We start from the raw sequence: 26,920 nt of genomic DNA on the forward strand, positions 1-26,920 counted from the left end.
GTCATTGCAAAGAGAGCGGTCGCGCATGATTGTTGGCATTGCAAACGATTGTTCAAGATGCTTTTCCGAGGGGGTGGAGCTTGACCCCGACGGCAATTCCGGAATTCGTCGTGGTAGCGCTGTCGGCACGGGCGCTGGCGGCCAGCGCCTGCCGCGGCGGGCGCAGCGTCTCCGCCATCGATCAGTTCGCCGATGCGGATACGGCTGCCAAGGCCAGCCCCTGCCTGACCCTGCCGTCGCGTCGGCTGCGCATTTCCGCCGGCGCATTGCGGCGGGCGCTGGCCTCGCCCGATTTGCACGGGCTGCCGCTGGTCTATGGCACCGGGTTCGAGGAACAACCCGATCTTCTGGCGGCGCTTGCCCGCGCCCGGCCGGTGATCGGCAACCGGGCGGACGCGGTGGCGCAGGTGAAGGATCCTCTCGCTTTCGCAGCCCTGCTCGCCCGTTTCGGCATTCCGCATCCGGAGGTCTCGCTGTCTCTGCCGGACAGCAACGGTTGGCTGGTTAAGCGCGTCGGCGCCAGCGGTGGCGGCCACATCCGGCGGGCCTCCAGACTGCCGGCCGGCCATTATGCCCAGCGCCGCATGGACGGGCGTCCGGTGTCCCTGCTGTTCCTGGCCGACGGCCGTCGCATCCTGCCGGTGGGCTTCAGCCGGCAATGGGTGGCACCGGCACCCAGGCAGCCCTACCGTTACGGCGGGGCGGTCGGCCCGTTGCCGCCTTGCGGAAGGATGGACGCGGCGATGATCGATGCGGCGGCGACGATCGCCGAAGCGGTTGGGCTGGTCGGGCTGAACAGCGCCGATTTCCTGGTTGGGTCGGCCGGATGGTGCCTGCTGGAAATAAACCCGCGGCCGGGAGCGACGCTCGACCTGTTCGACCGTCCGCCGATGCCCAGCCTGTTCGGCCTGCATCTGGCGGCCTGCGCCGGGCAACTGCCGGCCGCATTGCCACCGCTTGCCGGCTGCCGCGCCGCCATGATCGTCTACGCCACGGCTCCGGTCCATTTGCCGGAGGGCTTGCGCTGGCCGGACTGGACAGCCGACCGGCCGCAAACGCCAGCGCTTGTCCCGACCGGAGCGCCGCTTTGCACCGTGCTTGCCGACGCAGACGACGTATTGGGGGCCCGGCGCCTTGCCGGCCGGTATGGCCGGACGCTGTGCCCGCTCTTCACCATGATGGAGGCGGCATGAGCGGCGCAGTCGCCTTGTTCACCGACGGAGCCGATTGGCACGCCGCACGCCTGGAGCGGGCATTCGCGCGCCGCGGTGTCGAATGCCGGCGCGTTTCGTTGAGCGCCTGCGGCTTCGCCGTCGGACGGACACTGACCGATCTTCTGCTGCCGGGTTTCGGCGACAGCCTGCCCTCCGGTGCTTTCGTGAGGGTGGTCGGTCACGGCAGCTTCGAACAGGTCACGCTGCGCTTAGGGGTGCTTCACGCGCTCGACCGGCTGGGCGTTCCAGTCTACAACACCGCCCGCGCCATCGAGCGCTGTGTGGACAAGAGCACCACCAGTTTCCTGCTGGCCCGGTCCGGCCTGCCGACGCCTCCCTCCGTCGCCGTTCAATCCGTCAATACCGCGCGTGCCGTGGTGGAGAACACGCCGGACTGCGTGCTGAAGCCGCTGTTCGGCGCCCAGGGACGTGGCCTGCGCCGCCTGTCCACCCCAGACGACGTGCCGGAGTCCGAGGCGGTGGCCGGCGTCTATTATCTTCAGTCCTTCGTGCCGCCGCGCCGGGAGGGCGAGTGGCGCGATTGCCGAGTTTTCGTCGTGGGAGGGCGTGCGGTGGCAGCGATGATCCGCCATGGCCGCGGCTGGATCACCAATGTGCATCAGGGTGCCCGCTGCGAGGCTATGGCACCGGACGGCACGGCCGCCGATCTGGCGGTCCGCGCCGCCGCCGCCGTGGGGGCGGATTATGCCGGTGTCGACCTGATCGCCAATCCTGGAGACGGCGACCGCTGGCTAGTGCTGGAGGTCAATTCGATGCCGGCATGGCAGGGGCTGCAATCGGTCAGCAAGACCGACATCGCCGATGCGCTGGCCGCCGATTTCCTGGGCCGGGTCGATGCCGTTGCATCGAGGGAACCGCGATGACCGCCCGCCTGCTGCGCCTCTATCCCGGGGCGCCTGAGGACATCGCGCTGTCCGGCGCCTATCTCGCCCACCGCCTTCATGAGCAGGGGAGTGCCGGCGCGCCGTTAGTCTATGCCAGCTTCGTCGCCAGCCTGGACGGGCGCATCGCCTTGCGCGACCCCGCCACCGGGGAAATCCTGCTGCCGGCCGGGCTGGTCAGCGGCAACGACTTCCGGCTGTTCCTCGAACTTCAGGCGCAGGCGGACTGTCTGGTCACCCATGGCGGCTACCTGCGCGACCTTGCGGCAGGGCGACTGGACGACGTGCTGCAAATCGGCAGACAGGCGGCCATGCGGGATCTGGCGCAGTGGCGGGCAGACAACGGCCTTTCACCCCAGCCTGCCGTGGTCATCGCCAGCGCCAGCCTGGACTTCCCGATGCCGGTCTCGCCTGCAAGGCATGGTCAGCGTGTGATCGTCGCCACCGGTGCAGGCGCTTCGCCCGAGCGGGTCGCGCACTGGCGGCGCGCCAGCTATGAGGTGCTGGTCGCCGGTGCCGGCACGTTGGTGGAGGGTGGGGCTCTGGTCCGCGAACTCGGCAGCCGGGGGCTGCGCAGCATCTATCTGCTGACGGGGCCGCGGATGCTCGACACCATGCTGCGTGATCGGGTGCTTTCACGGCTTTACCTCACCACTGCGCATCGCCTGCTCGGTGGAGAGAGCTTCCATACCATGCTGTCGGGACCGGAGTTGGGGAATGCCGGCCGGCTGCGGCTCTGCGCGCTGCACTACGATGCGGGCACGCCGGACGATACGGGGCAGTTCTTCGCCCATTTCGAGCCGCTGCCGGCCTGAGTTGAAGACGTGCAAGGATGTTCGAGGGATGGATCACCTTTGCCGGTTACAAACCGGCGCAGGCGTAGGCATTGATTTCGGTGCCGACCGAAATCTCGACAATCGTCGGCTTGCGCCAGGTCTTCATGTCCGCATCCTCCGCTGGAATGGGCGATCAGGCAACATTGCCGCGGGAGCCCACCGGGGAATTGTACCCGTGAGTCGGCAAGTCGACCATCATCCCAATGGATAGTCCTGGAATAATTTAAGTACCAGATTTTTTTGCGATGCAGCAATAATTGTGGGTGAATCCTGGTGTTGGAATTAGAAAAATCTATGCGGCGCCCATTGAGTTTCTGCAAAATTGAAAATAAACATTATTTCGTTAAAAATATAAATGAAGTGCCAGCAATGATCGGAGGTGTTGTTCTCCTCCATTTGCGGGCAAAGAGATGTTCGGCGCATGGACGGTATCCGGTCCTATCGCGCTGGTCCGGACGCGGCCGGTGGCGTGCCCGATGACGGTGATCCGGACACCGCCATCCGGCAGGACGCCACCGGAACCGGCGTCAGGCGGCGAAGGGATGCTTGGCCGAATCCTTCTGGTTCAACAAATCCTTGAGGGTTGGATAGCCGGCCACTGCGCGTTCGATGGCTTCCTTGGTGGCGCGGTAGTTGTAGTCCTGGATCTTGGCGTTGTCCTTGGCTTCCCAATGGATGAAGACGCCGACGCAGATGAAGATGTTGTCGATCTCATCCTGCGGGATGGTGCCGGCGGCGACACAATCGGCCACCGCCTTGGCGACGCCATGCTGGGCCGGCCCGAACATCTGCACCGCCTGTTCCGCCCCCTTGATCGTGACCTTGTTGAACAGGATGGTGGAAGGCTTGCATTGCAGGTTGGGGGCGATGACCGCCAGAAGGCTGGTGAAGCCATCCTTGTTGTTGGTCAGCGCGTTGCAGAAGGCGGTTTCCGCCGCACTGCCGCGCGGCCCCATGATCAGATCGATGTGGGCGACCTCGTTGCCGTCGCCGACCAGTGATTCGCCCACCAGCACGCGATTGATTTTCGGGGATGACCCCTGCCACATGCCCATCGCCGCTTTCTCCCATGGATTTTGAAATCATTGGAGGACCGTCGCGGTCATGCGGGCATGTCGTTCCAGCATGATTGATGGCCGGATAGCTGCGGCCACGGCGTCGGTCACGGCCCGCATTATGGCATCTTGTTTGTTTTGCCAACAAACTCTCAAAAGAGGTCCGGAGTAACTTGAAATCGCAACCGCAGCCGTCGCTTTCACCGCGTAAGGACCGGAATGGCGCGGCCTTCCGGGTAACTCTACCCCATCTTCGGGAAGGCGGCGGTTGCAGGTCCGTCGGGAAACCGGGACTGGTTCCTGTTGCTGGCTGTCCTGCTTGCCGGTCGAATACCTTAATAAACCACCACTGCACGCGCTTAGAGGGCGACGAAAGGGCCGGAGAGGGCCGCGCGCACGGAGAATCGGCGTTTTTGGAGGAAAAACCTCCGATTTTCGCTGAAAATGCGGAAATATGCGGTCCTTACATTGCACCCGCCGTCACCGGCGCCACCTCCACCGTCGGATGGAAAAGCTCGAAGTCCACCACCGCCAACAGACGCCCCAGCGGATCCCCGCTCTTGCTCAGTTCCGCGTGGCGCTCCTGAAGATCGAACGGACCGGATTGTCCGCCCATACCACGCTCCCTTCAGCCATCAAGCCAAGGGAATTTCACCGACATTGACAACGCTACGGCTTTTCGAGGCGTTCAGTTGTCCCAGGGTTTCGGGTCGGGCCGGGTGTCGGGCGGCAGCAGGTCGTTGGTGTCCCAGCTCAGCATCAACAACAGCACCCATTCCGCCCGGTTGGAGAAGCCGTATTGCGGCCCGCTGGAGGACACCAGAGTACCGGAATTCCTGTCGTAGGCGGTGGCGGCGATCTTGGCAACGCCCTGGGTCAGCTCCTTCTTGAACAGAGAAATCTCCGGCGTGGAAGAACTGCCGCCGACCGGCATCGGAATGTCGATGCTGGGAATGCCGAGCAGCGAGCTTTCGCTGTCCACCGACAGGGCGCCGACCCGCAACTCCACGATGGTGGCCGCCTTGTCGCGGTTCTCGGCCATGGCGGCGCCGTGGCGCAGCAGCGCGTCGCGCACGGCCGAGACGGCGTATTTGGTGTCGTAGCCTTCGACACCGGCGGAATCGACATAGATGCTTCCCTGCACCGCCAGCTTGCCGGCCAGGCGCTCGGCGGCCTGATCGGCCGCGGTGGAAATCAGCAGCTGTTCGGTGGCGGAGCGGGCAGGGGTGGTGACGTGGGACGTCGAGCAGCCGGCCAGTCCAAACCCGACGATGCTCAATAGAAGCAGCCGCCTGATCCGGTAAAGCCGGCGCCATGCGCCATCATGGGTCGGTTCTGAATTGCAAGAATATTTGGTTCGCCCACCGAACATCAGTCCTTTTCCTGGCATCTTTCCGGCGATCAGCCGCGTTGGGCGGCCTATCCAGACCGACGACGGGTGTCCGGTCAACGGCGCAGATGTCCAGCTCCGCCGCGAAGGGCGGTACCACCCACCCCGATCGCACGGATCAGGGGACGGTCAACCGGTCCACCTGCTCCGGGTTGGGGGTGCCGTTCGCCCGCAGCAGCACCGCTTCGCCCGAAGCCGGGAAGATGCCGGTCAGGGCGGTGACGGTGACCTGATGGGTGACCAGCACGACCGGCTTGCCGTCGCGCGGCAGATCGGCCAGGAACTGGCGCAGTTGGGTGATCCTGTCCTTCTCCTCGTCCTGCTGGCCGAAGAAGGAGTTGAGGACCGGCAATTCCTTCACCGCGCCGAGATCCAGCAGGCGGGCGGTTTCCAGGCAGCGACACCATTGGCTGGACAGCACGCGCGCCTGGTCGATGCCGAGTTGCCGCAGCCGCCCGCCGATCCGCGCCGCCTGGGCGCGGCCATCCTCGCTGAGATTGCGTTGGGTCGCACAGTCGTCCAGCGTGAATCCGGCCGGATCGCCGGTTCCGGGTGCGTCCGCATGGCGCATCAGCACGATGAGGCCGGCCGTGTCCTGTGCCGCGACGGGAGATACACCGGCCAGGGCGGCAAGCAATGCCGCGGCGGACAGGGCAATCAGGCTGCGGCGGCATGGTGCAGGCATCGGCATCTCCCTCGGTGGTGCGGCTTCCGCTTCCTCCTGCTCAACGCCCGATGCGGGGTGCTTGTTGCCGACAGAATTCTTTGCCACGGGAGGGGAGCCGCCGGAGAGTGCCGGACGGCCCCTGTCTGCATGTCCCGGCTCAGTAGGTGTAGAACATCTTCTGGATGGCCTTGCTGTCGGTCGTCCTGGTCAGAGCCAGCATCAGCAGGATGCGCGCCTTCTGCGGGTTGAGGGTGTCGCTGGCGACGAAATCCAGCTCGTCGTCGTTGGCCTCGCCGTTGCGCGCGACGATGCCGTTGCCGACGCGGGACGAGCGAACGATCGCTACCCCCTGCTTGCGGGCATCGATCAGGCCGGGCTTCATCGCGTTGGACAGGCTGCCGTCACCGACGCCGGCATGGACGATGCCCTTGGCCCCCGCCTTCACCAAGGCGTCGAGTGCCGTGCGGTTGTTGTTGGCATAGCCATAGACGATGTCGACCTGCGGAAGGCTGTCGAGATTGGAGATGTCGAACTCCGCCTCGGCGGTGTGCTTGCGCACGACCTGCCGGTAGAAGTGCGCCTTGTTGTCCTGCATGTAGCCGAGGAAGCCCAGTTCCGGCGTGCGGAAGGTGTCGGCGGTCGAGGTGTTGGTCTTGGTCACGTCGCGGCCGGCGTTGATCTGGTCGTTGAGCGAGACCAGCACGCCCTTGCCGACGGCATCCTTGGAGCCGGCCAGCGTCACCGCGTTGTAGAGGTTGACCGGGCCGTCCGCGCTGATGGCGGTGGACGGCCGCATGGCGCCGACGATCACCACCGGCTTGGTGCTCTTGACCGTCAAATTCAGGAAATAGGCGGTTTCCTCGATGGTGTCGGTGCCATGGGTGATGACGATGCCGTCGACGTCCTTCTGCGCCAGCAGTTCGTTGACCCGCTTGGCCAGCTTCAGCCAATGGTCGTTGGTCATGTTCTCGCTGGCGATCTGGAAGACCTGCTCGCCCTTGACGTTGGCGACCTTTTTCAACTCCGGCACCGCTTCGATCAGCTTCTCGACGCCGACCTTGGCTGCGGTGTAGCCGACGGTCGTGGTGCTGGTGGCGCCGGTGCCGGCGATGGTGCCGCCGGTCGCCAGGATGGTGACGTTGGGCAGCCCGTCATCGGCGAAGGCGGCATGGGTCGCGGTTCCGCTCAGCAGCAGCGCGGCAAGTCCGGCGGCGGCCACTTTGCGGCCCATGCTGCGGCCAATGGCGCGGCCCACAGTGCGGGTGGTGGTCTTGAACACGGCGTTCCTCTCCCAGTGCGTTTTTTTATGGCCGGCCCGTGCCAGCCTGCGGGAGCGCGCAGTCTCGGCAATTCCATTGAATGCCCTTAGTCAGCGTCATGAACGGTTTGCGGACCGAATGTGAATGCCTGTTCGAGAGTCGGCGCCGGGGGCGGGAGAGTTTGCCGGCCTTGCAAAGCTTCCCGCCCCTTGGCCTGTCCCTTGGCCCGTCCCGCGCCTCAGCCCCGGTCGGTGAAGTCGGTGCTGCGGGTCACCGCTTCCCAGGCGTCGATTTCCGCGATCACGGCGTCGAGCTTGGACCGGGCGCGGTTGAGCGCATCGGACCCCAGCAGCAGATGGAGCGGCGGCGTGTCGGAACGGACGGCGGCCAGGATGGCCTGTGCTGCGCGATCCGGATCGCCGAGCTGGCGTCCGGCCATGCCGTCGAAGGCCGACGACATGCGTCCGACGCTGTCGGCATAGGCCACGTCTTCGGCCCTGCTCTTGCGGATCGAATGGCTGGACAGGAAGTCGGTGCGAAAGGCGCCGGGTGCCACCGCCGTCACTTTGATGCCCAGCGGGCCGACCTCCTGCGCGAGACTGGAGGACAATCCTTCCAAGGCGTGCTTGGCCGCCGCATAGAGACCGGAAGCGGCACCGGGTGCCCGTCCGGCGATGGAGGTGATGTTGACGATATGCCCGGCCCCCTGGGCGCGCAGGCGGGGCAGGGCGGCGCGGATGATGCGGAAGGGCGCGAACACGTCGACCGCGAACAGTCGGGCGACCTCGTCGTCGCTGGCCTGCTCGACCGCCCCCAGCAGGCCGTAGCCCGCATTGTTGACGATCACCTCGATGCGGCCGGCGAGAGCGAAGGCCTGACCGACCGCCGCCTCGGCCGCCTCGCCGTCGGCGAGATCGACGGTGAGGACATGCAGCGTGCCACGTTCCGCGGGAAGGTCCGGCCTGCCGCTGCGGACGGTGCCTATCACGGTGTCGCCCTCCGCAAGGGCCGCCTTGGCGAGCGCCAGCCCAAGGCCGCGCGAGATGCCGGTGATGAACCATGTGGTCATGGAGAGTCTCCTTTCGCAGTCAGAGATACGTCCCAGCGCTGAATTACAGAATGCCCGGATTTCTGATGAGACTTGTAAGCGTGGCTGAAGAATGCTTTCTTCGGCCCATGGACCCCTTGCTCTCCGGCAGCGACTACAACCAGCTTCGCGCGTTCCTCGCCGTCGGCGAGACGCTGAGTTTCAGCCGGGCGGCGGAGCGGCTGGGTGTTTCCCCATCGGCGCTCAGCCAGCTGGTGCGCGGGTTCGAGGAGCGGGTAGGGGTGCGGCTGCTCAACCGGACCACGCGCAGCGTCGCGCTGACCGATGCCGGCGAGAATCTGCTTCGGCGCGTGCAGCCGGCCGTCTCGGAACTCGGCGACGCCATCGGGCAGGTGCGCCAATATCGTGAGCGTCCGGCCGGCACCGTGCGCGTTCACAGTTTCCGCGCGGCGGCGGAACGCTACATCGAACCGATGCTGGTGGACTTCGCACGGGACTTTCCGGATGTGGTGCTGGACATCACGCTGGATGACGCCGTGGTGGATCTGGTGGCCGGTGGCTTCGATGCGGCCATCCGGATCGGCGAAGTGATCGACCGCGACATGGTCGCCGTGCGTCTCGGCCCGGACCTGCGGCAGATCGCCGTGGCGTCGCCGGACTATCTGGATCGCCATGGCAGCCCGGCACATCCGCGCGATCTGGTCGACCATCGTTGCATCCGTTGGCGCTGGCCGGGCCATGTGATGCCCTATGCCTGGGAGTTCTTCGGAAACGGGTCCTGGTTCGAGGTCGCGGTCGAGGGGCCGCTGATCTTCAACGACAAGGACATGGCATTGCGTGCGACCCTCCGGGGAATCGGGATCGGCTTTTGTGTCGAGGATGCCGTGGCCGGTCCTATCGCTGCGGGGAAGCTGGTTCCGCTGCTGGAGGATTGGTCCGCCGCCTTTCCCGGCCGGTTCCTGTGCTATCCGCGCCAGAGGCAGATGCCCCCGGCCTTGCGGGCCTTCATCGACGCGGTTCGCACCGCCGCGTCGATGGCGGATGGCAAGGTGGATGCCAACTTGGTGCAGGAAGATGGTCGCCGTCCTTGAAACCCGCCCCGTTGCCTGGGCAAAGTGCCGGAACTGCTTTCGATCCGAAGGAAATCGGCCTTGAAGATCCTGGGACGCACCGTCGCGCTCGCCCTGTCGCTTTTCGTCTGGGTGGCGGCCTCCGGTGAGGCCGCGGCGGAACGGCGGGTGGCGCTGGTGCTGGGCAACAGCGACTACCGCTTTGCGCCGCGGCTTCCCAACCCGACCAACGACGCCAAGGCGATGGCCGAGTCCCTGCGCGCGGCCGGTTTCGAGCTGATCGGCGGGGCGCCGCAGCTCGATCTGGACCGGGCGGGAACGGAACGGGCGATCCGCAGCTTCGGCGCCAAGCTGGTCGGGGCCGATGTCGGGTTGTTCTTCTATGCCGGGCACGGCATGCAGGCGCGGGGCACCAATTACCTGCTGCCGGTTTCCGCCAACCTGGAGAAGGAAGCGGACGTCCGGTACGAACTGATCGACGTCGCCATGGTGCTTGACGAGATGGCGCTGGCGGAAAGCCGGCTGAACATCGTCATCCTGGACGCCTGCCGCAACAACCCCTTCGGCGGGCGCGGCATGCGTGCGGCATTGCCGGGCCTGGCGCAGATGCAGGCCCCCGCCGGGACCATCATCGCCTATGCGACCCAGCCGGGCGCCGTGGCGGCGGATGGCGCAGGCTCCAACAGCCCCTATACCGAGGTGCTGTCGAAGGCGATGCTGAAGCCGGGCGAGGCGGTGTTCGATATCTTCAACGATGTCGGCATCGCGGTGAAGCGCAATTCCGGCGGGGTGCAGCAGCCCTGGGTTTCAGCCTCTCCCATCGAAGGGCGCTTCTATTTCCTGGGGCCGACCACGGTGGTGACGGCGCCTGCCGCCGATGCAGCGCCTGCGGCCTCCGCGGCGAGCGCCGACAAGGAGACGCTGTTCTGGGACAGCATCAAGGGCAGTTCCAACCGCGGCTTGTTCGAAGCCTATCTGAAGCAGTTCCCGCAAGGCACCTTCGCCCCCATCGCCGAGGCGCGCGTCGCCGAACTGGGTGGGACGGTGCCAGCGGAGCGGGCCCAGCTTTCGGTCGCGGCACTCGCCGCCCCGCTGGTTCCCGCTCCAATTCCCGGCCCAACTCCTGCCCCGGCGCCGATCCCGGCCCCCTCGGCAATCCCGGCTCCGGCGGCACCATTGGCCCGGCCACTGGATGTGGCGGCGATCCCCTATCTCAACGCCAAGTCGCGGCAAACGCTGGCGATCTATAGCGGATTGCCCTCGCCCAAGGCGCTGGCGATCTCGACCAAGGGCAATTACGCCTATTTCTCCAACAAATCGAACAGCCGGACCGAGGATGACGTCAAGCGCAGCGCCCTGCAATATTGCCAGTATCGCGCGGAGGAACCCTGCACCCTCTATGCGGTCGGCGACGCCGTCGTGATGGACGCCAAGGGCTTCACGCCGATGCCGGTGGAAATCCTCGGAGCCGGCCGTTTCGATCCGGCGCGCGTACCCTTCGTCAGCGACCACACCCGCAAGGTCGGCATGGTGAACTACCAGCGCAACCCCGGCCACAAGGCGCTGGCGGTGACGCTGGCCGGGCGCTGGGCGACCGTCTGGGATCGCGACAGCGAGGAAGAGGCGAAGGACGCGGCGTTGGAGCGGTGCGAACAGTCCGGCGGCAACCACGAGTGCATGCTCTACGCCGTAGGCGACAGGATCGTCTTCGAAGAGGTCCCGGAGGAAGAGGAAGACGAGGAAGAGGAGTGACGGAGGGCACCGAAAGGTTGCGTCGCCACAGGTCAGTGTCCGCCTGCGGTTACCACCGGTGGACACTACATTTGCGCCCCCTGCACTGACCGTTTGTGCTCGATCATCGCCCAATGATGACGGCGTGCGCCATTGAGCCCGGGTGTATGTCTTTCGATCATTGGAAATTATCGTTCCACCGCTGATCTGTTGTGCAATGCGACACCGGCTGCGGTTGTGACGATTCCGGGATGATCCAGACATGAAGCCAAGCAAAAGCCCGAATACGGGCCAGCCAAGCGTGTTCCACACCAGCCGCCGCCGTTTCCTCGCCACCACGGCGATGGGGCTGGTGGCGCTGACCGCCTCCGGCGCCCGGGCGAAACTCCTGTTCGGCACCGGGCTGCCCTGGGATTCCGGTTCCATCGAGCCGCCCCGCCAAGTCCTTCCCGGCCCCTGGACCTTCTTCACCCCGCGCGAGGGCGAACTGGTCGAGGCCATCGTCGAACGGCTGATCCCCGCGGACGATCTCAGCGTCAGCGGCAAGGATGCCGGCTGCGCCGTCTTCATCGACCGGCAGCTGTCCGGCCATTACGGCACCTCCGACCGGCTGTACATGAAGGGGCCGTTCCAGCCCGGCCTGCCGACCCAGGGCGACCAGACCGACCTGACCCCAGCGAAGACGTACCGCCAGGGTCTGAAGGCGCTGGACGACCATTGCCGTCGGACGATGGGCGGCAAGAGCTTCACCGACCTGTCGCCGGAGCAGAAGGACAAGCTGCTGGCGGCGATGGAAGCGGGCGACGCGACGTTCGGCGGTCCGGTCGGTTCCGGCAACCTCTTCAGCCTGCTGTTGCAGAACACCATGGAAGGGTTCTTCGCCGACCCGATCTATGGCGGCAACCGCGACATGGTCAGCTGGAAGATGATCGGATTCCCCGGAACCCGTTACGACTACCGGGACCATGTGCTGAAGCACAATCAGAAATACACGTTGCCGCCGGTGTCGATCGGCGGCCGCGGCGACTGGGCCAGGAAGGGCTGAGGAATGGCGCGCAAACTACCCCACAAGGATGTGGTGATCGTCGGCCTCGGCTGGACCGGCTCGATCATCGCGAACGAGCTGTGCGACGAAGGGCTGGACGTGGTGGCGCTGGAGCGCGGCCCCTGGCGCGATACCGCCACCGACTTCAACATCGGCTATGCCGCGGACGAACTGCGCTACAACTCGCGCCAGGAACTGATGCTGCGCCCGGCGCAGACGACGGTCACCGCCCGCAACAACGCCGGCCAGACGGCGCTGCCGATGCGGCAGTTCGGCTCCTTCCATCCCGGCAACGGCGTCGGCGGCGCCGGTGTGCATTGGGCTGGCATCACCTGGCGCTTCTCGCCCGCCGACTTCCGGCTGCGTTCTCATTTTACCGAGCGTTATGGCGCCCAGGCCATACCGAATGACATGACGATCCAGGACTGGGGCCTGACCTATGAGGACATGGAGCCCTATTACGACAAATTCGAGTATCTGGCCGGCGTCTCGGGCAAGGCCGGCAACCTGAACGGCCGGATCCAGGAGGGCGGCAATCCATTCGAGGGGCCGCGCAAGCGCGAGTTCCCCAACCCGCCGATGGCGCAGACCTATGGTCCGACCCTGTTCGCCGAGACGGCCGCCAAGATGGGCTACAAGCCCTTCCCGATCCCGTCCTCCCTGCTGTCGCGCACCTACACCAACCCGCTGGGCGTGACGATGGGGCAATGCACCTTCTGCGGTTTCTGCACCAATTACGGCTGCGCCAACTATTCCAAGGCCAGCGCCCAGACCACGGTGCTGCCGGTGCTGATGCGCAAGTCCAACTTCGAGCTGCGCACGCTGTGCGAGGTGCTGAAGGTCAATCTGGATTCCACCGGCAAGAAGGCGACCGGCGTCACCTATGTCGATACTTCTGGCGAAGAGCTTGAGCAGACGGCCGATCTGGTGATCCTCTGCGCCTTCATGCTGGACAATGTGCGGCTGATGCTGCTGTCCGGCATCGGCAAGCCTTACGACGCCAGCACCGGCACTGGCGTTGTGGGACGGAATTTCTGCTACCAGATGGCCAATCAGGTCGTCGGCTTCTTCGATCCCGCCAAATACAATTTCAACAACTTCATCGGCGGCGGCGCCACCGGCATGGCGATCGACGAGCTGAACAACGACAATTTCGACCATGGGCCGCTGGGCTTCCTCGGCGGCGGCAGCACGCGCTGCGCGCCCATCGGGGCGGAGCCGATCTCCAAGCGGCCGACGCCGCCGGGCACCCCGGCCTGGGGATCGGGCTGGAAGAAGGCGATGCGCGACAGCTATCTCAGCAATCTCAGCGTCGGCTGCGAGGCCAGCAGCTATGCCAACCGCGGCAATTTCCTCGACCTCGACCCCACCTATACCGACCGGCTCGGCCGGCCGCTGATGCGCATCACCTTCGACTTCCCCGAGAACGACGTGAAGATGTCGGCCTATGTCACCAAGAAGGTGGGGGAGATCGTCCGCGCCATGGGCGCCCAGCAGGCGGTGGAATATCCGCGCACCGGGCCCTGGTCGACGGTGCCCTACCAGTCCACCCATGTGGTCGGCGGCACGGCGATGGGAGCCGACCCCTCCACCAGCGTGGTGAACCCGTTCCTGCAAAGCTGGGACGTGCCGAACGTCTTCACCGTCGGGGCGAACGTCTTCCCGCAGAATTCGGGCTTCAACCCGACCGGAACGGTGGGGGCGCTGGCCTTCCGCGCGGCGGATGCGATCCGCAGCCACTACCTGAAATCCCCCGGCCCCTTGGTGCACGCATGACCAGGATCCGTCTCGCCATCGCCGCGGCCCTGCTGGTCACGGCGTCATGCAGCGTCATTGCCGCCGTCATGGCGCCAGCCCTCGCCGACGACCAGGACTTCACCCTGATCGAGCGCGGCCGTTATGTCACCACCGCCGCCGACTGCGTCGCCTGCCACAGCCTGCCGGGCGGCAAGCCCTATGCCGGCGGAGCGGCCTTGCAGACGCCGTTCGGCACGCTGGTCGCCCCCAACATCACGCCGGACCGCGAAACCGGCATCGGCAACTGGACCGAAGAGGATCTGCGGCGAACCCTGCGCGAGGGCATCGGCCGCGGCGGCAAGCGGCTCTACCCCGCCATGCCCTATCCAGCCTACACCCGGATGACCGACGACGATATCCATGCGCTGTGGGTCTATCTCCAGACGCTGGAGCCGGTGAGCAATGCGGTGGAAGCCAATCAGCTGCCCTTCCCCTTCAACATCCGGCTGCTCATGGCTGGTTGGAACCTGCTGAACTTCGAGCCTTCGAGCTTCAAGTCCGACCCGCAGAAGTCGGAGGAGTGGAACCGTGGCGCCTATCTGGTCCAGGCGCTGGGCCATTGCGGCACCTGCCACACGCCGAAGAGCGCGCTCGGCGCCGACGACAACGACCGGGCCTTGCAGGGGGCCAATCTCCAGGCCTGGTATGCCCCGTCGATCACCGCGGACAAGCGGCAGGGCATCGGCAACTGGTCGGTCGACCAGCTGATCGCATACCTGAAGACCGGGGCGAACCACCAGTCGCTCGCCTCCGGCCCGATGGCGGAGGAAATCCAGAACTCCAGCTCCAAGATGACCGACGCCGATCTGAAGGCCATCGCGACCTATCTGCTCGACCAGAAGCCGCCCGAGGGGAAGGCGCCGGCGCCGCTGGCGGCGGATGACGTGCGGATGAGGACGGGCGGGGCGGTCTATACCGACACCTGCATGGCCTGCCATGGCGGCGACGGCAAGGGCCAGACCTTCCTGTTCCCGACCTTGGCCGGCAGCGGTCTGGTGCAAGCCGACGATCCGGCGACGCTGATCCGGCTGGTGCTGGACGGCTCCCGCGCGGTGGCGACCGACAGCCGTCCGACCGGCCCGGCGATGCCGCCGCTCGGCTGGCGGCTCACCGATGCCGACGTGGCGGCGGTCGTCACCTACATCCGCAACAGCTGGAGCAATGCCGCTCCGCCGGTCAGCGCCGGGGACGTGGCGAAGGTGCGCAAGACACTGGCCCAGGCGAACTGAACGGAGCGGTGCAGCGGCGGCGAACCGACCGCCGCTGCCCTTTCTCCGGGACGATGGATGTGCCGCACCGTCTCTGGCGATCTGCGTCGTCATGGTGGACACTGAGCATCAGTTGGAGATGGCCCGGGACTGATGGGATGAGCGATTGGCGGAGCGTTCCGGTGTCGTGGATAACACGCAACCGGTCCAAGCTGGTGCATGCCTTGCGGATGACCGCCTCCTCCCTCGCAACCTTTGCGCTGGCGGAGATGCTGGGCCTGCCGCAGGGCTACTGGGCCGTCATAACCGCGCTGATCGTCACCCAAAGCAATGTCGGGGGTTCGCTGAAGGCGGCGCTGGACCGCTTCTTCGGATCGCTGGTCGGTGTGGCCTATGGCGGTGTGATCGCCATGCTGGTCCCGCATACGGACGGGCTGGCGCGTGCCGCGGCACTGCTTGCGGCGGTGGCGCCGCTGTCCTACCTCGCCGCCAAGTCGGCCGGCTTCCGCATCGCGCCGATCACCGCGATCATCGTGCTGCTGGGCAGCGCCGGGGCCAGCCTCGGCCCGCTCAGTTTCGCCACCGACCGCATGCTGGAGGTCGGGCTCGGCTGCATCGTCGGCATCCTGGTGTCACTGCTGGTGGTGCCGGCCCGCGCCTCGCGCTCGGTGCTGGACACGGCAGCGGAGGTGGCGCGGCTGATGGCGGAGCAGTTGGAGGCATTGGCGGTCGCCGACGACGCGTCCCAGGCCGTCATGAACCGGCTGGTGGTGCGGACCCGGCAAGCCCTGGCCCGGCTGGAAACCCTGGTGGGCGAGGCCGCGCGGGAGCGGCGGAGCCGGCTGGCCGACATGCCCGACCCCGATCCGCTGCTCCGCACGCTGATGCGGCTGCGGCACGACGTGGTGATGCTGCGCCGGGCGGTGGGGGAACCCCGGCAGGATATTGCCGACCGCGACGTCTGCCCCGACTGGACACCGGTCGCGGCGGCGGGCGCATCCACCCTGCGCGGTCTGGCCGACGCCCTCGCCACCGGCCAGCCGCCCGACCGTTCGACGGCGCTCGCCGATGCGCTGACAGGCTACCGGGCCGGCATCGACCGCACGCGGGCGGAAAGGCGGACGCGCGACATGCCGACCGACTGGCTGTGGCGGATGTTCGGCACCGGCTTCGCGCTGGAGCAGTTCCGCCGCAACCTGGACGACCTCGTCGAACGGACGGCGGACTTCGCCGCCCATCGGTAGGCTACTGACGCCGGACGACGAAAGGGCCGGCACCGCGAGGATGCCGGCCCTGGCCGTTTCACGATGTCCGGGCTTGCGCGTTCAGCGGTCGCCCAGATCGTGTTCGATCTCGGTCACCAGCCGTTCGGCGCAGTGCAGCGCCTGCTGGCGGTCCTCGTCGCTCATGCCCTGCATGGGGTCGGACTGGGCCGGGAAGGACTCCGACCGGCAGAGCCGGCGACCCGAGGCGCAGACCATCACTTCGTACTGGCGGCTGTCCTCGTTGAACAGGCACTCGGACTCGAAGCCTTTGGCATCGGTTTCGGCCCACATGATCGTCTTGCTCATCGTCCGGCTCCTTCTGGTCTGGGTCGGGCTGGTTGGTCTTATTTGGCGTTCGCCATCGCGACGGCGGTATCGGCCATCCGGTTGGAGAAGCCCCACTCGTTATCGTACCATGCCATGACGCGAACGAAATTGCCGTCGACGACCTTTGTCTCCTTGCATGCGAAGGTCGAGCTGTGCGGATCGTGGTTGAAATCCGACGACACCAGCTCCTCGTCATAGGCGCCCAGAACGCCCTTCAGCGGGCCGTTGGCGGCCTCAGAGATCGCCTTGACGATCTCTTCGACCGAGGTGGCGCGCTTGGCGGTGAACTTGAAGTCGACGACCGACACGTTCGGGGTCGGAACGCGCATGGCCGTGCCGTCCAGCTTGCCCTTCAGCTTCGGCAGGACCTTGCCGACCGCCTTGGCCGCACCGGTCGAGGTCGGGATCATGTTCAGCGCCGCAGCGCGGGCGCGGTGCAGGTCCTTGTGGTTGGTGTCGACGATCCGCTGGTCACCCGTGTAGGAGTGGATCGTGGTCATGAAGCCCTTTTCGATGCCGACGAGGTTGTTCAGCACGAAGGCCACCGGGGCCAAGCAGTTGGTGGTGCAGGACGCGTTGGAGACGATCCGGTGCTTGGCGGTCAGCTTGTCGTGGTTGACGCCGTAGACGACGGTGATGTCCTCGTCGGTGGCCGGAGCAGAGATCAGCACCTTCTGCGCACCGGCTTCCAGATGCTTGGCGGCGTCGGCGCGCTTGGTGAAGATGCCAGAGCATTCCATGGCGATCTCGATGCCGAGATCCTTCCACGGCAGCTTGGCCGGGTCACGCTCCTGCACGACCTTGATGGAGTGGCCGTTGACGATCAGGACGCCGTCACCCGTTTCGATGGTGCCGGGGAAGCGGCCGTGGACGCTGTCGTACTTCAGCAGATGCGCATTGGCCTTCAGATCGGCGAGGTCGTTGATCGCCACGACCTCCACGTCCTTGCGGCCGCTCTCGTAGATGGCGCGCAGAACCAGACGGCCGATGCGGCCGAACCCATTGATCGCTACCCGTACAGCCATGATGTGCTCCAGTCGTTCATAAGGCGGGTTTCGACCCGCAGGAATTCCGATATCGGCGCGCAAGCCCGCGATCAGGCGGGGACGGCGCGCGGGGTGGCTGCATCGAGCCAGTCCGGCAGGGCGTCGCGGCTGGTCAGTTCGCTGAAGCGGTTCTCTACCCCCGCCGCGGTCAGCGCGGCGATGGTGTCGTTACCGGCAGCCACCGACCGCAGGCCGGCGTCGCGGGTGCGCCGGGCGATGAACCAGGCCAGCGCGTCGGTGCCGCCGTCGAAGGGGGCGATCTCATAGACGCCGAGCGGCCCCGTCCACACCACGGTCCTGGCGGCCTCGACGCAGGCGGTCAGCCGCGCAATGGTTGCCGGACCGATGTCGAGCACCATGTCCTCCGGCCCGATGGCGGAGCAGGGGACGATACGGTCCTCCGTTCCGCTCCGTGCATCGCTCGCCACCACCACGTCGACCGGCAGCAGCAGCTCGCAGCCGCAGGTCTTTGCCCGGTCCAGCAGCTTGCGGGCCTCGTCGATCAGCCCATAGTCGCACAGCGAGGCGCCCATGTCGGTGCCGGTCGCCGCCAGGACGGTGTTGGCGACGCCGCCGCCCAGCGCCAGAACGTCGACCCGCGTCACCAGCCGACCCAGCAGCTCCAGCTTGGCGGACAGGGTGGTACCGCCGACGATGGCGCAAACCGCGTGGTCGGACCGTCCCGCCTTGCGGGCCGGGGTGAACAGTGTCGGCTGGGATGGGTCGGCTGCATCACGACCACCCGTGATCAGATGCAGCCGGCCTGTCGGTCGGGGGGCCGAATTGCCTCGGACATCGGTCGTAAGCATGATGCCTGTCCTTTTCTTCGAACCAGTCTTGTCGTTCGTTCTTTGCCGGTCAGGCGGTCCGGATCGGCCCGGCGCCCGACGGTGTTGTGCAAGGCTTCGATGGGGACGCCGCGGCGTGGCGGGTTTCGCGGTAGAGGATCAGCAGTCCGCTGCCGATCACCACAGTGGCGCCGACGATCACATGCGGGGCCGGCACATCGCCCCAGACCAGCCAGCCGAGGATCGTCGCGTAGATCAGGCTGGCATAGCTGAAGGGGCCGACCACCACCGCCCGGGCCAGCGAATAGGCCCGCGTGCTGAAATACTGTGCCCCACCGCCGGCGATCCCCATCCCCGCCATCAGCGCCAGTGCATGGCCGTCCGGCGTCGTCCAGCCGAACGGCAGTGCCAGCGCGCTGAGCAGGGTCGAGACCACTGTGAAATAGAAGACCGTCGTCACCGGCTTTTCCGTGCGGCCCAACTGGCGCATGGCGATCATCGCCAACGCGTAGCAGACCGCGGCTGTCAGCGCCACCAGCGACCCGCGGTCGATCATCTCGGCACCGGGCTGGACCATGATCAGCACCCCGGCGAAGCCGACCGCCACCGCACCCCAGCGGAAGGCGCCGACCCTCTCCCCCAGCAGCGGCACCGAGAGGGCGGTGAGGAACAGCGGGGCGGAGTAGGAGATCGCCACCGCATTGGCCAGCGGCATCAGGTGATAGGCCCAGAACAGCAGCACCATCGATGCCAGCCCGACGATGGCCCGCCACAGATGCCCCTGCCAATGGTCGGTGTGCAGGCAGCTCCGCCCGCCCGCCGCAGCGACCATGGCGACCGCCGGCAGCAGGGCGAACAGGTTGCGGAAGAAGGTGACCTCGCCCAGCGGATAGCTCTCCGCCAGGATCTTGGCGAGTGCGTTCATGATGGTCATCAGGGCCATCGCCAGCAGCATCGACAGGATGCCGAGCCGGACGTTTTCGGCCGGGCGTGTGGCTGGTGGTGTGGGGATCTGTTCCATGATGACGCTTTCTTGCCCCGGGGAGGTCTCCCTCTCCCGGTGCGGGAGAGGGAATTCTGCCGGCGTCTGCTGCGCTTACGCCGCCCGGCTCAATTGCTCCGCGGCGATGACGCCCAGCGTGTGGCGGGCGATCATCCGTTCCTCGTCGGTCGGGATGATGAAGACCGGCACACGGCTCTCCTGGGCGGAGATGCGGGTCGCCTTCGCCCGGTTGGCCGCCGGGTCGATGGCGACGCCGAGCCAGGACAGCTTCTCCGCCACCCGCGACCGCACCAGGGTCGAGTTCTCGCCGACGCCGGCGGTGAACACCACCGCGTCCAGCCCGCCCATCGAGCCGGCCAGAGCCGCCACCTGCTTGGCGACGTTGTGGCAGAACAGCTCCACCGCCTCGGCAGCGGCCGGCAGGTCGGAATTCTCCAGGTCACGCATGTCGTTGGAGAGGCCCGACACGCCCAGCATGCCCGACTTGTGGTAGAGCAGCGTCTCCAGCTCGTCGGCTCCGTAGCCCTTCTCGCGCATCAGATAGATCAGCACGCCGGGATCGATGGTGCCCGGCCGGGTGCCCATCGGCACGCCGTCCAGCGCGGTAAATCCCATCGTGGTATCGACGCTGTGCCCGCCGCGCATGGCGCACAGGCTGGCGCCGCTGCCGAGATGGCAGACCACCACATGGGCGTTCGCCAGTTCCGGCGCCACCTGGGGCAGGCGGTGGGCGATGTACTCGTAGCTCAGGCCATGGAAACCGTAGCGGCGGATGCCTTCCGCCGTCAGTTCGCGCGGGATGGCGAAGGTCTGCGACTGCCAGGGCTGGGTCTGGTGGAAGGCGGTGTCGAAGCAGGCGACCTGCGGCAGCGACGGGTAGACCTGGGCCAGCGCCCGCATGGCGGCGATGTTGTGCGGCTCATGCAGGGGAGCGAGCGGGATCAGTTCCTCCAGCTGGTCGAGCACCGCCGGGGTCACGCGGACGGGGGCGGAGAAGCGGGTACCGCCATGGACGACGCGATGGCCGGCGGCCACCAGCGTGGCGCCCTTCAGCGTGCCGCCGATCCAGTCGAGCAGATGGTGCAGAAGCTCCGGACGGCCCGGATTCTCACCGGCGGCCCAGCTGTGGTCGGCGATCTTGTTGCGGGCGGCGTCCTTCGCCTCGAAGCGGGGGGCGGTGCCGATGCCGGAGATCTGGCCGGTGACAACCGGGGCGATCTCGGCGGCGCTGCCACCCTGGAAGACGCAGAATTTCAGGCTGGAGGACCCTGCATTGATGACGAGGCAGGCGTCCTCGCTGGAGTTTGACAGTGCGACCATGACGAAAACGTCCTATTCGGCGGCCAGAGCGAGCTTCGGCTGGCGTTGAGCGGCGGCGACCAGCGAGGCGACGGCGCAGGAAGCGAGCCGTGCCCGCACATTGTCGGCGCGGCTGGTGAGGATGACCGGCACCTTGGCGCCCAGCACGATGCCGGCGAGGTCGGCGTTGGCCAGGAAGGAGAGCTGCTTGACCAGCATGTTGCCGGCCTCCAGGTCGGGGGCGAGCAGGATGTCCGGCTGGCCGGCGACCGGGGAAGCGATGCCCTTGGTGCGGGCGGCCTCGGCGGAGATGGCGTTGTCGAAGGCCAGCGGGCCGTCGAGGATGCCGCCGGTGATCTGGCCGCGGTCGGCCATCTTGCACAGTGCGGCAGCTTCCAGCGTGGTGTTGATCTTCGGGTTGATCGTCTCGACCGCCGACAGGATGGCGACGCGCGGGGTGGCGACGCCCAGGATCTTGGCGAGGCCGATGGCGTTCTGGACGATGTGGACCTTGTCTTCCAGCGTCGGGTAGATGTTGATCGCCGCGTCGGTGATCAGCAGCGTCTTGGAATAGGTCGGCACATTCATCAGGAAGACGTGGCTGATCCGGCTGGCCGTGCGCAGGCCGGTTTCCTTCTTCACCACCTCGCCCATCAGCTCGTCGGTGTGCAGGCTGCCCTTCATCACCGCCTCGGCCTCGCCGGTGCGGGCCAGCGCCACGGCGGCTGCCGCGGCGGCGCGGCTGTGGGCGGCGTCGACGATGCGGTAACGGGCGATGTCGAGCCCGCCGGCCGCGGCGACCTTGCGGATCAGGGCTTCCGGCCCGACCAGGATCGGCTCGATCAGCCCGGCCTCGGCAGCCTCGACGGCGCCCTGGAGGGAGCTGGCATCGCAGGGGTAGGCGACGGCGGTGACCACCGGCGGCAGCTCGTCGCATTTGGCGAGCAAGGCGTCGTGCTTGTCGTGGCGGATCATCTGGATCTGCGGCAGCTCATGCGCCGGACGGACGACCTTCTGGGTCGGGGCGATCACCTCGGCGGTGCCGAGCACGACGATCTCGCCATCCTGGTTGGTGCAGACGCAGTCGAAGACGACGACGTTCTTGGCCGGCCGCTTCTCGATCACGGTGACGGTGGCGGTGACGATGTCGCCCAGGCCGACCGGGCGGCGGAACTGCAGGCTCTGGCCGGCATAGAGCGAACCGGCGCCGGGCAGATAGGTGCCGAGCACGCCGGAGATCAGCGAGCCGGTCCACATGCCGGGACCGATCACCTTCTGGAACCGGCTGTCGGCGGCGAATTTCGGGTCGAGATGGGCCGGGTTGATGTTGCCCGAAACGGTGGCGAACAGCTCCACATCCATCAGCGTCAGCTGACGGGAAAGGCTGGCCGACTGGCCGATCTGGATTTCTTCGAAGGTCACATTCTCGACGACGGCGCTAGCGCCATTGCCGAGGGCTTCACCACTGGCACGCATTTTTGAACACTCCGGTTGACCGGGTCGAGCGAGCGGCCCGTTTCTACGGTCCGATGGGGCGGCGGCGGGACGGGACGGAAAGCATGGCCGTCCAGTGTATCGTCCGAGGTCGTCGCCCGTTTTGCGCCAGCGTTCTGCGCCGCGCCAGGAACCTTAGATATATTAATATATTAACTGTGCATCGCAACATAGAACCGTCGGAAACCCCGGGCCTTGACACTATGCCGCAGGTGGCCGGTGGCCGAATTCTGCGGGATGGTCTGGCGGGGCTTCCCCCTCCCCCGGGGAGAGACGGGAGGAGGGGGCACAACGGCGGGACGTCTCAGCGATAAGGGCGCCCGCCGCCCGTCCTTGAAGTCCCTTTAGAAGCGTTCCCTGCCGCCGTTATCGCCTCTCCGGGGGCAGGAGAGGGCGGGTGGAGGGATCGCCGGGCAGGGGACTTCAGGAGCTCGACAAATCTCAGGCCTTCAGGATGCCGCGGCCGGCGAAGCGGGATGCTGCGCCGAGCTGCTCCTCGATGCGGATCAGCTGGTTGTACTTGGCGAGGCGATCCGAACGGCTCAGCGAGCCGGTCTTGATCTGGCCGCAGTTGGTGGCGACCGCCAGATCGGCGATGGTGCTGTCCTCGGTCTCGCCCGAACGGTGCGACAGGACGGCGGTGTAGCCGGCCTTATGCGCCATGTCGACGGCTTCCAGCGTCTCCGACAACGTGCCGATCTGGTTGACCTTCACCAGGATCGAGTTGGCGACGCCTTGGCGGATGCCCTGGGCCAGACGCTTGGGGTTGGTGACGAACAGGTCGTCGCCGACCAGCTGCACCTTGCTGCCGATGGCGTCGGTCAGCGCCTTCCAGCCGTCCCAATCGTCCTCGGCCATGCCGTCCTCGATGGAGATGATCGGGAAGCGGGCGGCCAGGTCGGTCCAGTAGGCGACCATCTGCTCGGGCGACAGCGACTTGCCTTCGCCGGCCAGCTCATACTTGCCGTTCTTGAAGAACTCGGTCGAGGCGGCGTCGATGGCGAGCATGACGTCGTCGCCCGGCTTGTAGCCGGCAGCCTCGATCGCCTTCATGACGAAGCCGAGCGCCTCGTCGGTCGAGCCGATGTTGGGGGCGAAGCCGCCCTCGTCGCCGACATTGGTGTTGTGGCCGGCGTCCTTCAGCTTCTTCTTCAGCGACTGGAAGATCTCGGAACCCATGCGGATGGCGTCGGCGCCGGTCTCGGCGCCCACCGGCATGATCATGAATTCCTGGATGTCGATGGGGTTGTCGGCATGGGCGCCGCCGTTGATGATGTTCATCATCGGCACCGGCAGCAGCGAGGCGAAGGCGCCGCCGACATAGCGGTAGAGCGGCAGGCCGGCATCCTCGGCGGCGGCACGGGCGACCGCCAGCGACACGCCCAGGATGGCGTTGGCGCCGAGGCGGCCCTTGTTCTCGGTGCCGTCGATCTCGATCATGGTCATGTCGAGCACGCGCTGGTCGGCGGCGTCCATGCCGACCAGCGCCTTGGACAGCTCGCCGTTGACCGACTGCACGGCCTTCAGCACGCCCTTGCCGCCGAAGCGGTTCTTCTCGCCGTCGCGCAGTTCGACCGCCTCATGGGCGCCGGTCGAGGCGCCCGACGGTACCGCGGCGCGGCCGAAGGCGCCGGTCTCCAGGGTGACATCGACTTCGACGGTGGGATTGCCGCGGCTGTCGAGGATTTCGCGCGCGCGGATTTCGGTGATGGCGCTCATGGGAAGGGATGTCCCGTTTCTTGAGGGGATGACAGTTCGCAGACATGTCGGGAGAGGTTTGAAAGGCCCGCGCTCAGCGCAGCTTCGGGCGCCGGTAGATGAACCAGTAAACGGCGCCCACCATCACCGCTCCGCCGATCCAGTTGCCGAGCGTGACCGCGGCGAGGTTGACCAGATAATGGCCGACCGGGATGGACGGGGCGGCGCGGCCGAGGTCGTGCCAGAAGCTGTCCGGCGCGCCCCATTCGATCAGCAGGCCGAGCGGGACGAAATACATGTTGGCGACGCAGTGCTCGAAGCCGGCGGCGACGAAGGCGGCGACCGGGAAGGTGATCGCCAGGATCTTGTCGCCGACGCTGCGCGCGCCGAGCGCCAGCCAGACGGCCAGGCAGACCAGCACGTTGCAGAGGATGCCGAGGAAGAAGGCCTGGGTCGTCGGCAGCGAACTCTTCGCTACCGCGAAATACAGGGCGGAGGCGCCGACTGCGCCATGGCCGAAGGTGTATTGTCCCGACAGGAAGACCAGCAGGGCGGTGCCGGTGGCGCCGACGAAATTGCCGATCCACACCGTCGTCCACACCCGCATCATCTCGCGGGCATGCAGCCGGCCGCTGGCCCAGGCCATCACCATCAGCGCGTCGCCGGTGAACAGCTGCGCACCGCCGACGATCACCAGGATCAGCCCCATCGAAAAGACCAGACCGCCCAGCAGCCGGGTCACCCCATAGGGCAGCATGCCTTCGGCACCCGACATGGTGACGGTGGCGAACAGGCCGCCCATGGCGATGAAGGCACCGGCGAGAACCGCCAGGGCGAACAGGGTGGGAGTGTCGTAATGTGCCTTCTTGACGCCGAGGTTTTCGGCGGCGAGCGCGATGGCGTCGGGCATCAGTGCGTCGAGAGTTTGCGGGGTGGGCTGGCTCCAGCCTCCCACATCCTTGCTGTCCATGTTCATCGGTCGATGTCCTCGCTGCCGCGCATCGGTGCTGGCCCGTCGGGGAAGCCGCCGGGCCCTGCCGCTGTCAAAATCGCGGCCAGGGACCGGTTTCGCTCCCGCCATGTAGCTTTACTACATACTCCTGTCGGGAGGAGGCTGGCAAGCGCGTCGCTTGAGCAATTCGGTCGCAGGGGAGGGGCGGTAATTGAGAGGAAGGTCACAGAAAAACAAGGATTTTAAAGCGTGGAGCTGTTGGATCCCGCGTCGCGTGCGCTTCTGTAGTGTTGCTACATCATGGCCCTGCCGACGGCTCAGCGAGGGTGTACGCAGACGATGAATCGGCCCCGGCCGGCATGCTTGGCCTGATAGAGCGCATCGTCGGCGGCCTTCAGCAGATCCTGGGCGTTGCCCGCATCCCGCGGATACAGCGCGATGCCGATGCTGGCGCCCACCGACAGGGTGTCGCGGCCGAGTTCGATCTCCGCCGACACCGCCTGGATCAGCTTGCCGGCGACGTGCTCCACATCGCGGAGCGACCCGGCGCCTTCCAGCAGCACCGTGAATTCGTCCCCGCCGATACGCGCCACGAGGTCGGATGCGCGCAGGCATGCCGTCAGACGTTCCGCCGTCATTCGCAGGACCCGATCGCCGGCATCGTGACCCAGCCGGTCGTTCACCGGCTTGAAGCCGTCGAGGTCGATGAACAGCAGGGCAAGCGGCTGGCCGATGCGCTGGGCGTGGGCGAGTGCCGAGTCCGTGCGGGCGAAGAACAGCCGGCGGTTTGGCAGGCCGGTCAGCGGGTCATGGTTGGCGAGATGGTCCTTTTCCGCTTCGCTGCGGCGAAGCATCTCCTCCATCTCCCGCCGGTCGGTGATGTCGCGGGAGATGCCGACGACGCCCAGGATGGTGCCCTGCGGGTCGCGGCAGGCGGTCTTGAGCGTTTCCATCAGCCGGCGCCGTCCGTCGGGATAGACGAACCACTCCTCGCCGCGGGTCATCCCCTCCCGCATGGCGCGCAGGTCGGTCTGCCGGCGACGCTCCGCCGCATCGCCATCGACCATATCGATGTCGCGCAGGCGGCCATTCGAATTGAGGTGCCAGCCGACATAATTGAGGAAGGCACGGTTGTAGTTCAGGAAGACGCCGTCGCGATCCTTGAAGAAGACGATGTCGGGCATCGAATCGATCAGGCTTTGCAGGACGGCACGTTCCTGATGCAATGCCTCCAGTGTGGCGCGCTGGTCGGTCACGTCTTCCATCAGCCACACCTCTCCGCCATGGGTGAGATAGGCGAAGAAACGGATCCAGCGACGGGCGCCGTCCTTGCGAGTCACCTGCAATTCGGTCAGCACCGAGGCCTCCGCCTGCCGCGCGGCATCGTAGCGTTGACGAATTTCCCGGTCCCGGCCGGGATAGGCCGACTTGAACCATGCCTCCATCGTCGGCAACTCGTCTTGCCGGAAGCCGATCAGCCGTTCCGCCGCGTGGTTGACGAAAATCCGCTCGCCCTCGACATAGGCGGCGGCCATCGGCAGATTCTCGACCATCCGCGACAGGTGCAGCTTCGGCGCAGGCGTCGGCTCCATCCCTGCAAGCGGCCTTGCATGGATGAGCATCGCCAGACGCCCGTCCGTCAGGCGGATCCCCGAGCAGTCGCAGGCCAGGACGGTCTCGGCACTCCCGTCCTTTCCCCGGCCGTCTCCCTCGGTGCCGACCGTCCAGCGCTCACCGATCCGCCCGCCGTCCGACAGGCGCCGGGCATAATCTGGCAGGCTCCGCCGGACCGTTTCGGGCAAACCGCCGACAGCGGCCGGTTCCCG

25 protein-coding genes are annotated in these 26,920 nt (G+C 66.6%); 9 read left to right on the forward strand and 16 right to left on the reverse strand.

Features of this window, described 5'->3' with window-relative positions:
* Positions 1–80 precede the first annotated feature (80 nt).
* From ACWPN8_RS17730 to ACWPN8_RS17740, 3 genes are read left to right on the forward strand one after another with little or no spacing between them, the layout of a single operon-like run.
* Positions 81–1,193, forward strand: a complete 1,113-nt coding sequence (locus ACWPN8_RS17730) for an ATP-grasp domain-containing protein (protein ID WP_492241657.1) — start codon at positions 81–83, stop codon at positions 1,191–1,193.
* Positions 1,190–2,098, forward strand: coding sequence for a RimK family alpha-L-glutamate ligase (locus ACWPN8_RS17735; RefSeq protein WP_492241658.1), 909 nt, complete (start codon positions 1,190–1,192; stop codon positions 2,096–2,098). Before ACWPN8_RS17730 ends, ACWPN8_RS17735 begins: the two co-directional genes overlap by 4 nt.
* Positions 2,095–2,931 carry a RibD family protein gene (locus ACWPN8_RS17740; RefSeq protein ID WP_492241659.1) on the forward strand — a complete coding sequence of 279 codons (837 nt, stop codon included), beginning with the start codon at positions 2,095–2,097 and terminating at the stop codon, positions 2,929–2,931. The genes ACWPN8_RS17735 and ACWPN8_RS17740 overlap by 4 nt, the downstream gene beginning before the upstream one ends.
* A 46-nt stretch (positions 2,932–2,977) precedes the next feature.
* Here the strand turns inward: ACWPN8_RS17740 and pqqA are convergent, their stop codons facing one another.
* From pqqA to ACWPN8_RS17775, 7 genes are all read right to left on the reverse strand, one after another.
* On the reverse strand, positions 2,978–3,058 hold the full coding sequence (pqqA, locus tag ACWPN8_RS17745) for a pyrroloquinoline quinone precursor peptide PqqA (protein WP_085083035.1): 81 nt from the start codon (positions 3,056–3,058) through the stop codon (positions 2,978–2,980).
* 421 nt (positions 3,059–3,479) lie between these two features.
* Positions 3,480–3,968, reverse strand: coding sequence for a formaldehyde-activating enzyme (fae, locus tag ACWPN8_RS17750; protein ID WP_282188139.1), 489 nt, complete (start codon positions 3,966–3,968; stop codon positions 3,480–3,482).
* Positions 3,969–4,470: 502 nt separating this feature from the next.
* A complete protein-coding gene (locus ACWPN8_RS17755) occupies positions 4,471–4,623 on the reverse strand; it encodes a hypothetical protein (protein WP_158285435.1) in 153 nt (50 codons plus the stop codon).
* 72 nt (positions 4,624–4,695) lie between these two features.
* Entirely contained in the window at positions 4,696–5,286 is a 591-nt protein-coding gene (locus tag ACWPN8_RS17760; protein WP_109450847.1) for a DUF6655 family protein, read from the reverse strand.
* A gap of 229 nt (positions 5,287–5,515) precedes the next feature.
* Positions 5,516–6,082 (reverse strand): histidine phosphatase family protein, encoded by a 567-nt coding sequence (locus tag ACWPN8_RS17765; protein ID WP_109453179.1) that lies wholly within the window; start codon positions 6,080–6,082, stop codon positions 5,516–5,518.
* 139 nt (positions 6,083–6,221) lie between these two features.
* A complete protein-coding gene (locus tag ACWPN8_RS17770) occupies positions 6,222–7,343 on the reverse strand; it encodes a type II asparaginase (RefSeq protein ID WP_492241660.1) in 1,122 nt (373 codons plus the stop codon).
* A gap of 218 nt (positions 7,344–7,561) precedes the next feature.
* On the reverse strand, positions 7,562–8,392 hold the full coding sequence (locus ACWPN8_RS17775; protein WP_492241661.1) for an SDR family NAD(P)-dependent oxidoreductase: 831 nt from the start codon (positions 8,390–8,392) through the stop codon (positions 7,562–7,564).
* A 50-nt stretch (positions 8,393–8,442) separates the two neighbouring features.
* Between ACWPN8_RS17775 and ACWPN8_RS17780 the strand changes: the two genes are divergently transcribed.
* The 6 genes from ACWPN8_RS17780 to ACWPN8_RS17805 all read left to right on the forward strand — a co-directional run bounded on the left by ACWPN8_RS17780 (position 8,443) and on the right by ACWPN8_RS17805 (position 16,466).
* Positions 8,443–9,462, forward strand: a complete 1,020-nt coding sequence (locus tag ACWPN8_RS17780; RefSeq protein WP_492241662.1) for a LysR family transcriptional regulator — start codon at positions 8,443–8,445, stop codon at positions 9,460–9,462.
* A 60-nt stretch (positions 9,463–9,522) separates the two neighbouring features.
* On the forward strand, positions 9,523–11,193 hold the full coding sequence (locus tag ACWPN8_RS17785; RefSeq protein WP_492241663.1) for a caspase family protein: 1,671 nt from the start codon (positions 9,523–9,525) through the stop codon (positions 11,191–11,193).
* 241 nt (positions 11,194–11,434) lie between these two features.
* Positions 11,435–12,217: a gluconate 2-dehydrogenase subunit 3 family protein gene (locus ACWPN8_RS17790; protein WP_492241664.1), complete on the forward strand. Its 783-nt coding sequence runs from the start codon at positions 11,435–11,437 to the stop codon at positions 12,215–12,217.
* A 3-nt stretch (positions 12,218–12,220) separates the two neighbouring features.
* Complete coding sequence (locus ACWPN8_RS17795; protein WP_492241665.1) at positions 12,221–13,993, forward strand: GMC family oxidoreductase; 1,773 nt, start codon at positions 12,221–12,223, stop codon at positions 13,991–13,993.
* Positions 13,990–15,243 (forward strand): c-type cytochrome, encoded by a 1,254-nt coding sequence (locus tag ACWPN8_RS17800; protein WP_492241666.1) that lies wholly within the window; start codon positions 13,990–13,992, stop codon positions 15,241–15,243. Before ACWPN8_RS17795 ends, ACWPN8_RS17800 begins: the two co-directional genes overlap by 4 nt.
* Positions 15,244–15,404: 161 nt before the next feature.
* Positions 15,405–16,466: an FUSC family protein gene (locus ACWPN8_RS17805; RefSeq protein WP_247873230.1), complete on the forward strand. Its 1,062-nt coding sequence runs from the start codon at positions 15,405–15,407 to the stop codon at positions 16,464–16,466.
* A gap of 81 nt (positions 16,467–16,547) precedes the next feature.
* On the opposite strand, the gene ACWPN8_RS17810 is transcribed toward ACWPN8_RS17805, so the two are convergent.
* From ACWPN8_RS17810 to ACWPN8_RS17850, 9 genes are all read right to left on the reverse strand, one after another.
* Positions 16,548–16,793, reverse strand: coding sequence for a hypothetical protein (locus ACWPN8_RS17810; RefSeq protein ID WP_109450837.1), 246 nt, complete (start codon positions 16,791–16,793; stop codon positions 16,548–16,550).
* A 38-nt stretch (positions 16,794–16,831) separates the two neighbouring features.
* The gene (gene gap, locus ACWPN8_RS17815) at positions 16,832–17,839 is read right to left on the reverse strand and encodes a type I glyceraldehyde-3-phosphate dehydrogenase (protein ID WP_492241667.1); all 1,008 of its coding nucleotides are present in this window, start codon (positions 17,837–17,839) and stop codon (positions 16,832–16,834) included.
* 71 nt (positions 17,840–17,910) lie between these two features.
* Complete coding sequence (pgk, locus tag ACWPN8_RS17820) at positions 17,911–18,669, reverse strand: phosphoglycerate kinase (RefSeq protein WP_492241668.1); 759 nt, start codon at positions 18,667–18,669, stop codon at positions 17,911–17,913.
* A gap of 49 nt (positions 18,670–18,718) precedes the next feature.
* Positions 18,719–19,669, reverse strand: a complete 951-nt coding sequence (locus ACWPN8_RS17825) for a DMT family transporter (RefSeq protein WP_492241669.1) — start codon at positions 19,667–19,669, stop codon at positions 18,719–18,721.
* 75 nt (positions 19,670–19,744) lie between these two features.
* Positions 19,745–20,971 carry an acetate/propionate family kinase gene (locus tag ACWPN8_RS17830; RefSeq protein WP_492241670.1) on the reverse strand — a complete coding sequence of 409 codons (1,227 nt, stop codon included), beginning with the start codon at positions 20,969–20,971 and terminating at the stop codon, positions 19,745–19,747.
* 12 nt (positions 20,972–20,983) lie between these two features.
* A complete protein-coding gene (locus ACWPN8_RS17835) occupies positions 20,984–22,426 on the reverse strand; it encodes a bifunctional enoyl-CoA hydratase/phosphate acetyltransferase (RefSeq protein WP_492241671.1) in 1,443 nt (480 codons plus the stop codon).
* 459 nt (positions 22,427–22,885) lie between these two features.
* Complete coding sequence (gene eno, locus ACWPN8_RS17840; RefSeq protein WP_492241672.1) at positions 22,886–24,163, reverse strand: phosphopyruvate hydratase; 1,278 nt, start codon at positions 24,161–24,163, stop codon at positions 22,886–22,888.
* 73 nt (positions 24,164–24,236) lie between these two features.
* Positions 24,237–25,118 (reverse strand): formate/nitrite transporter family protein, encoded by an 882-nt coding sequence (locus tag ACWPN8_RS17845; RefSeq protein ID WP_492241673.1) that lies wholly within the window; start codon positions 25,116–25,118, stop codon positions 24,237–24,239.
* A 293-nt stretch (positions 25,119–25,411) separates the two neighbouring features.
* Positions 25,412–26,896, reverse strand: coding sequence for a diguanylate cyclase domain-containing protein (locus ACWPN8_RS17850; RefSeq protein WP_492242097.1), 1,485 nt, complete (start codon positions 26,894–26,896; stop codon positions 25,412–25,414).
* Positions 26,897–26,920: the final 24 nt, after the last annotated feature.

Source organism: Azospirillum sp. UENF 112521 (assembly GCF_058780665.1).

Excerpts from the sequence above, each read along its gene's own strand:
- ACWPN8_RS17790 (WP_492241664.1), top strand. The coding sequence starts at position 11,435 with ATGAAGCCAAGCAAAAGCCCGAATACGGGCCAGCCAAGCGTGTTCCAC.
- ACWPN8_RS17810 (WP_109450837.1), bottom strand. The coding sequence starts at position 16,793 with ATGAGCAAGACGATCATGTGGGCCGAAACCGATGCCAAAGGCTTCGAG.
- eno (WP_492241672.1), bottom strand. The coding sequence starts at position 24,163 with ATGAGCGCCATCACCGAAATCCGCGCGCGCGAAATCCTCGACAGCCGC.
- ACWPN8_RS17825 (WP_492241669.1), bottom strand. The coding sequence starts at position 19,669 with ATGGAACAGATCCCCACACCACCAGCCACACGCCCGGCCGAAAACGTC.
- ACWPN8_RS17795 (WP_492241665.1), top strand. The coding sequence starts at position 12,221 with ATGGCGCGCAAACTACCCCACAAGGATGTGGTGATCGTCGGCCTCGGC.
- ACWPN8_RS17755 (WP_158285435.1), bottom strand. The coding sequence starts at position 4,623 with ATGGGCGGACAATCCGGTCCGTTCGATCTTCAGGAGCGCCACGCGGAA.
- ACWPN8_RS17830 (WP_492241670.1), bottom strand. The coding sequence starts at position 20,971 with ATGGTCGCACTGTCAAACTCCAGCGAGGACGCCTGCCTCGTCATCAAT.
- ACWPN8_RS17740 (WP_492241659.1), top strand. The coding sequence starts at position 2,095 with ATGACCGCCCGCCTGCTGCGCCTCTATCCCGGGGCGCCTGAGGACATC.
- ACWPN8_RS17775 (WP_492241661.1), bottom strand. The coding sequence starts at position 8,392 with ATGACCACATGGTTCATCACCGGCATCTCGCGCGGCCTTGGGCTGGCG.
- ACWPN8_RS17735 (WP_492241658.1), top strand. The coding sequence starts at position 1,190 with ATGAGCGGCGCAGTCGCCTTGTTCACCGACGGAGCCGATTGGCACGCC.
- ACWPN8_RS17765 (WP_109453179.1), bottom strand. The coding sequence starts at position 6,082 with ATGCCTGCACCATGCCGCCGCAGCCTGATTGCCCTGTCCGCCGCGGCA.
- pqqA (WP_085083035.1), bottom strand. The coding sequence starts at position 3,058 with ATGAAGACCTGGCGCAAGCCGACGATTGTCGAGATTTCGGTCGGCACC.
- gap (WP_492241667.1), bottom strand. The coding sequence starts at position 17,839 with ATGGCTGTACGGGTAGCGATCAATGGGTTCGGCCGCATCGGCCGTCTG.
- ACWPN8_RS17800 (WP_492241666.1), top strand. The coding sequence starts at position 13,990 with ATGACCAGGATCCGTCTCGCCATCGCCGCGGCCCTGCTGGTCACGGCG.
- pgk (WP_492241668.1), bottom strand. The coding sequence starts at position 18,669 with ATGCTTACGACCGATGTCCGAGGCAATTCGGCCCCCCGACCGACAGGC.
- ACWPN8_RS17845 (WP_492241673.1), bottom strand. The coding sequence starts at position 25,118 with ATGAACATGGACAGCAAGGATGTGGGAGGCTGGAGCCAGCCCACCCCG.
- ACWPN8_RS17780 (WP_492241662.1), top strand. The coding sequence starts at position 8,443 with ATGCCCGGATTTCTGATGAGACTTGTAAGCGTGGCTGAAGAATGCTTT.
- ACWPN8_RS17835 (WP_492241671.1), bottom strand. The coding sequence starts at position 22,426 with ATGCGTGCCAGTGGTGAAGCCCTCGGCAATGGCGCTAGCGCCGTCGTC.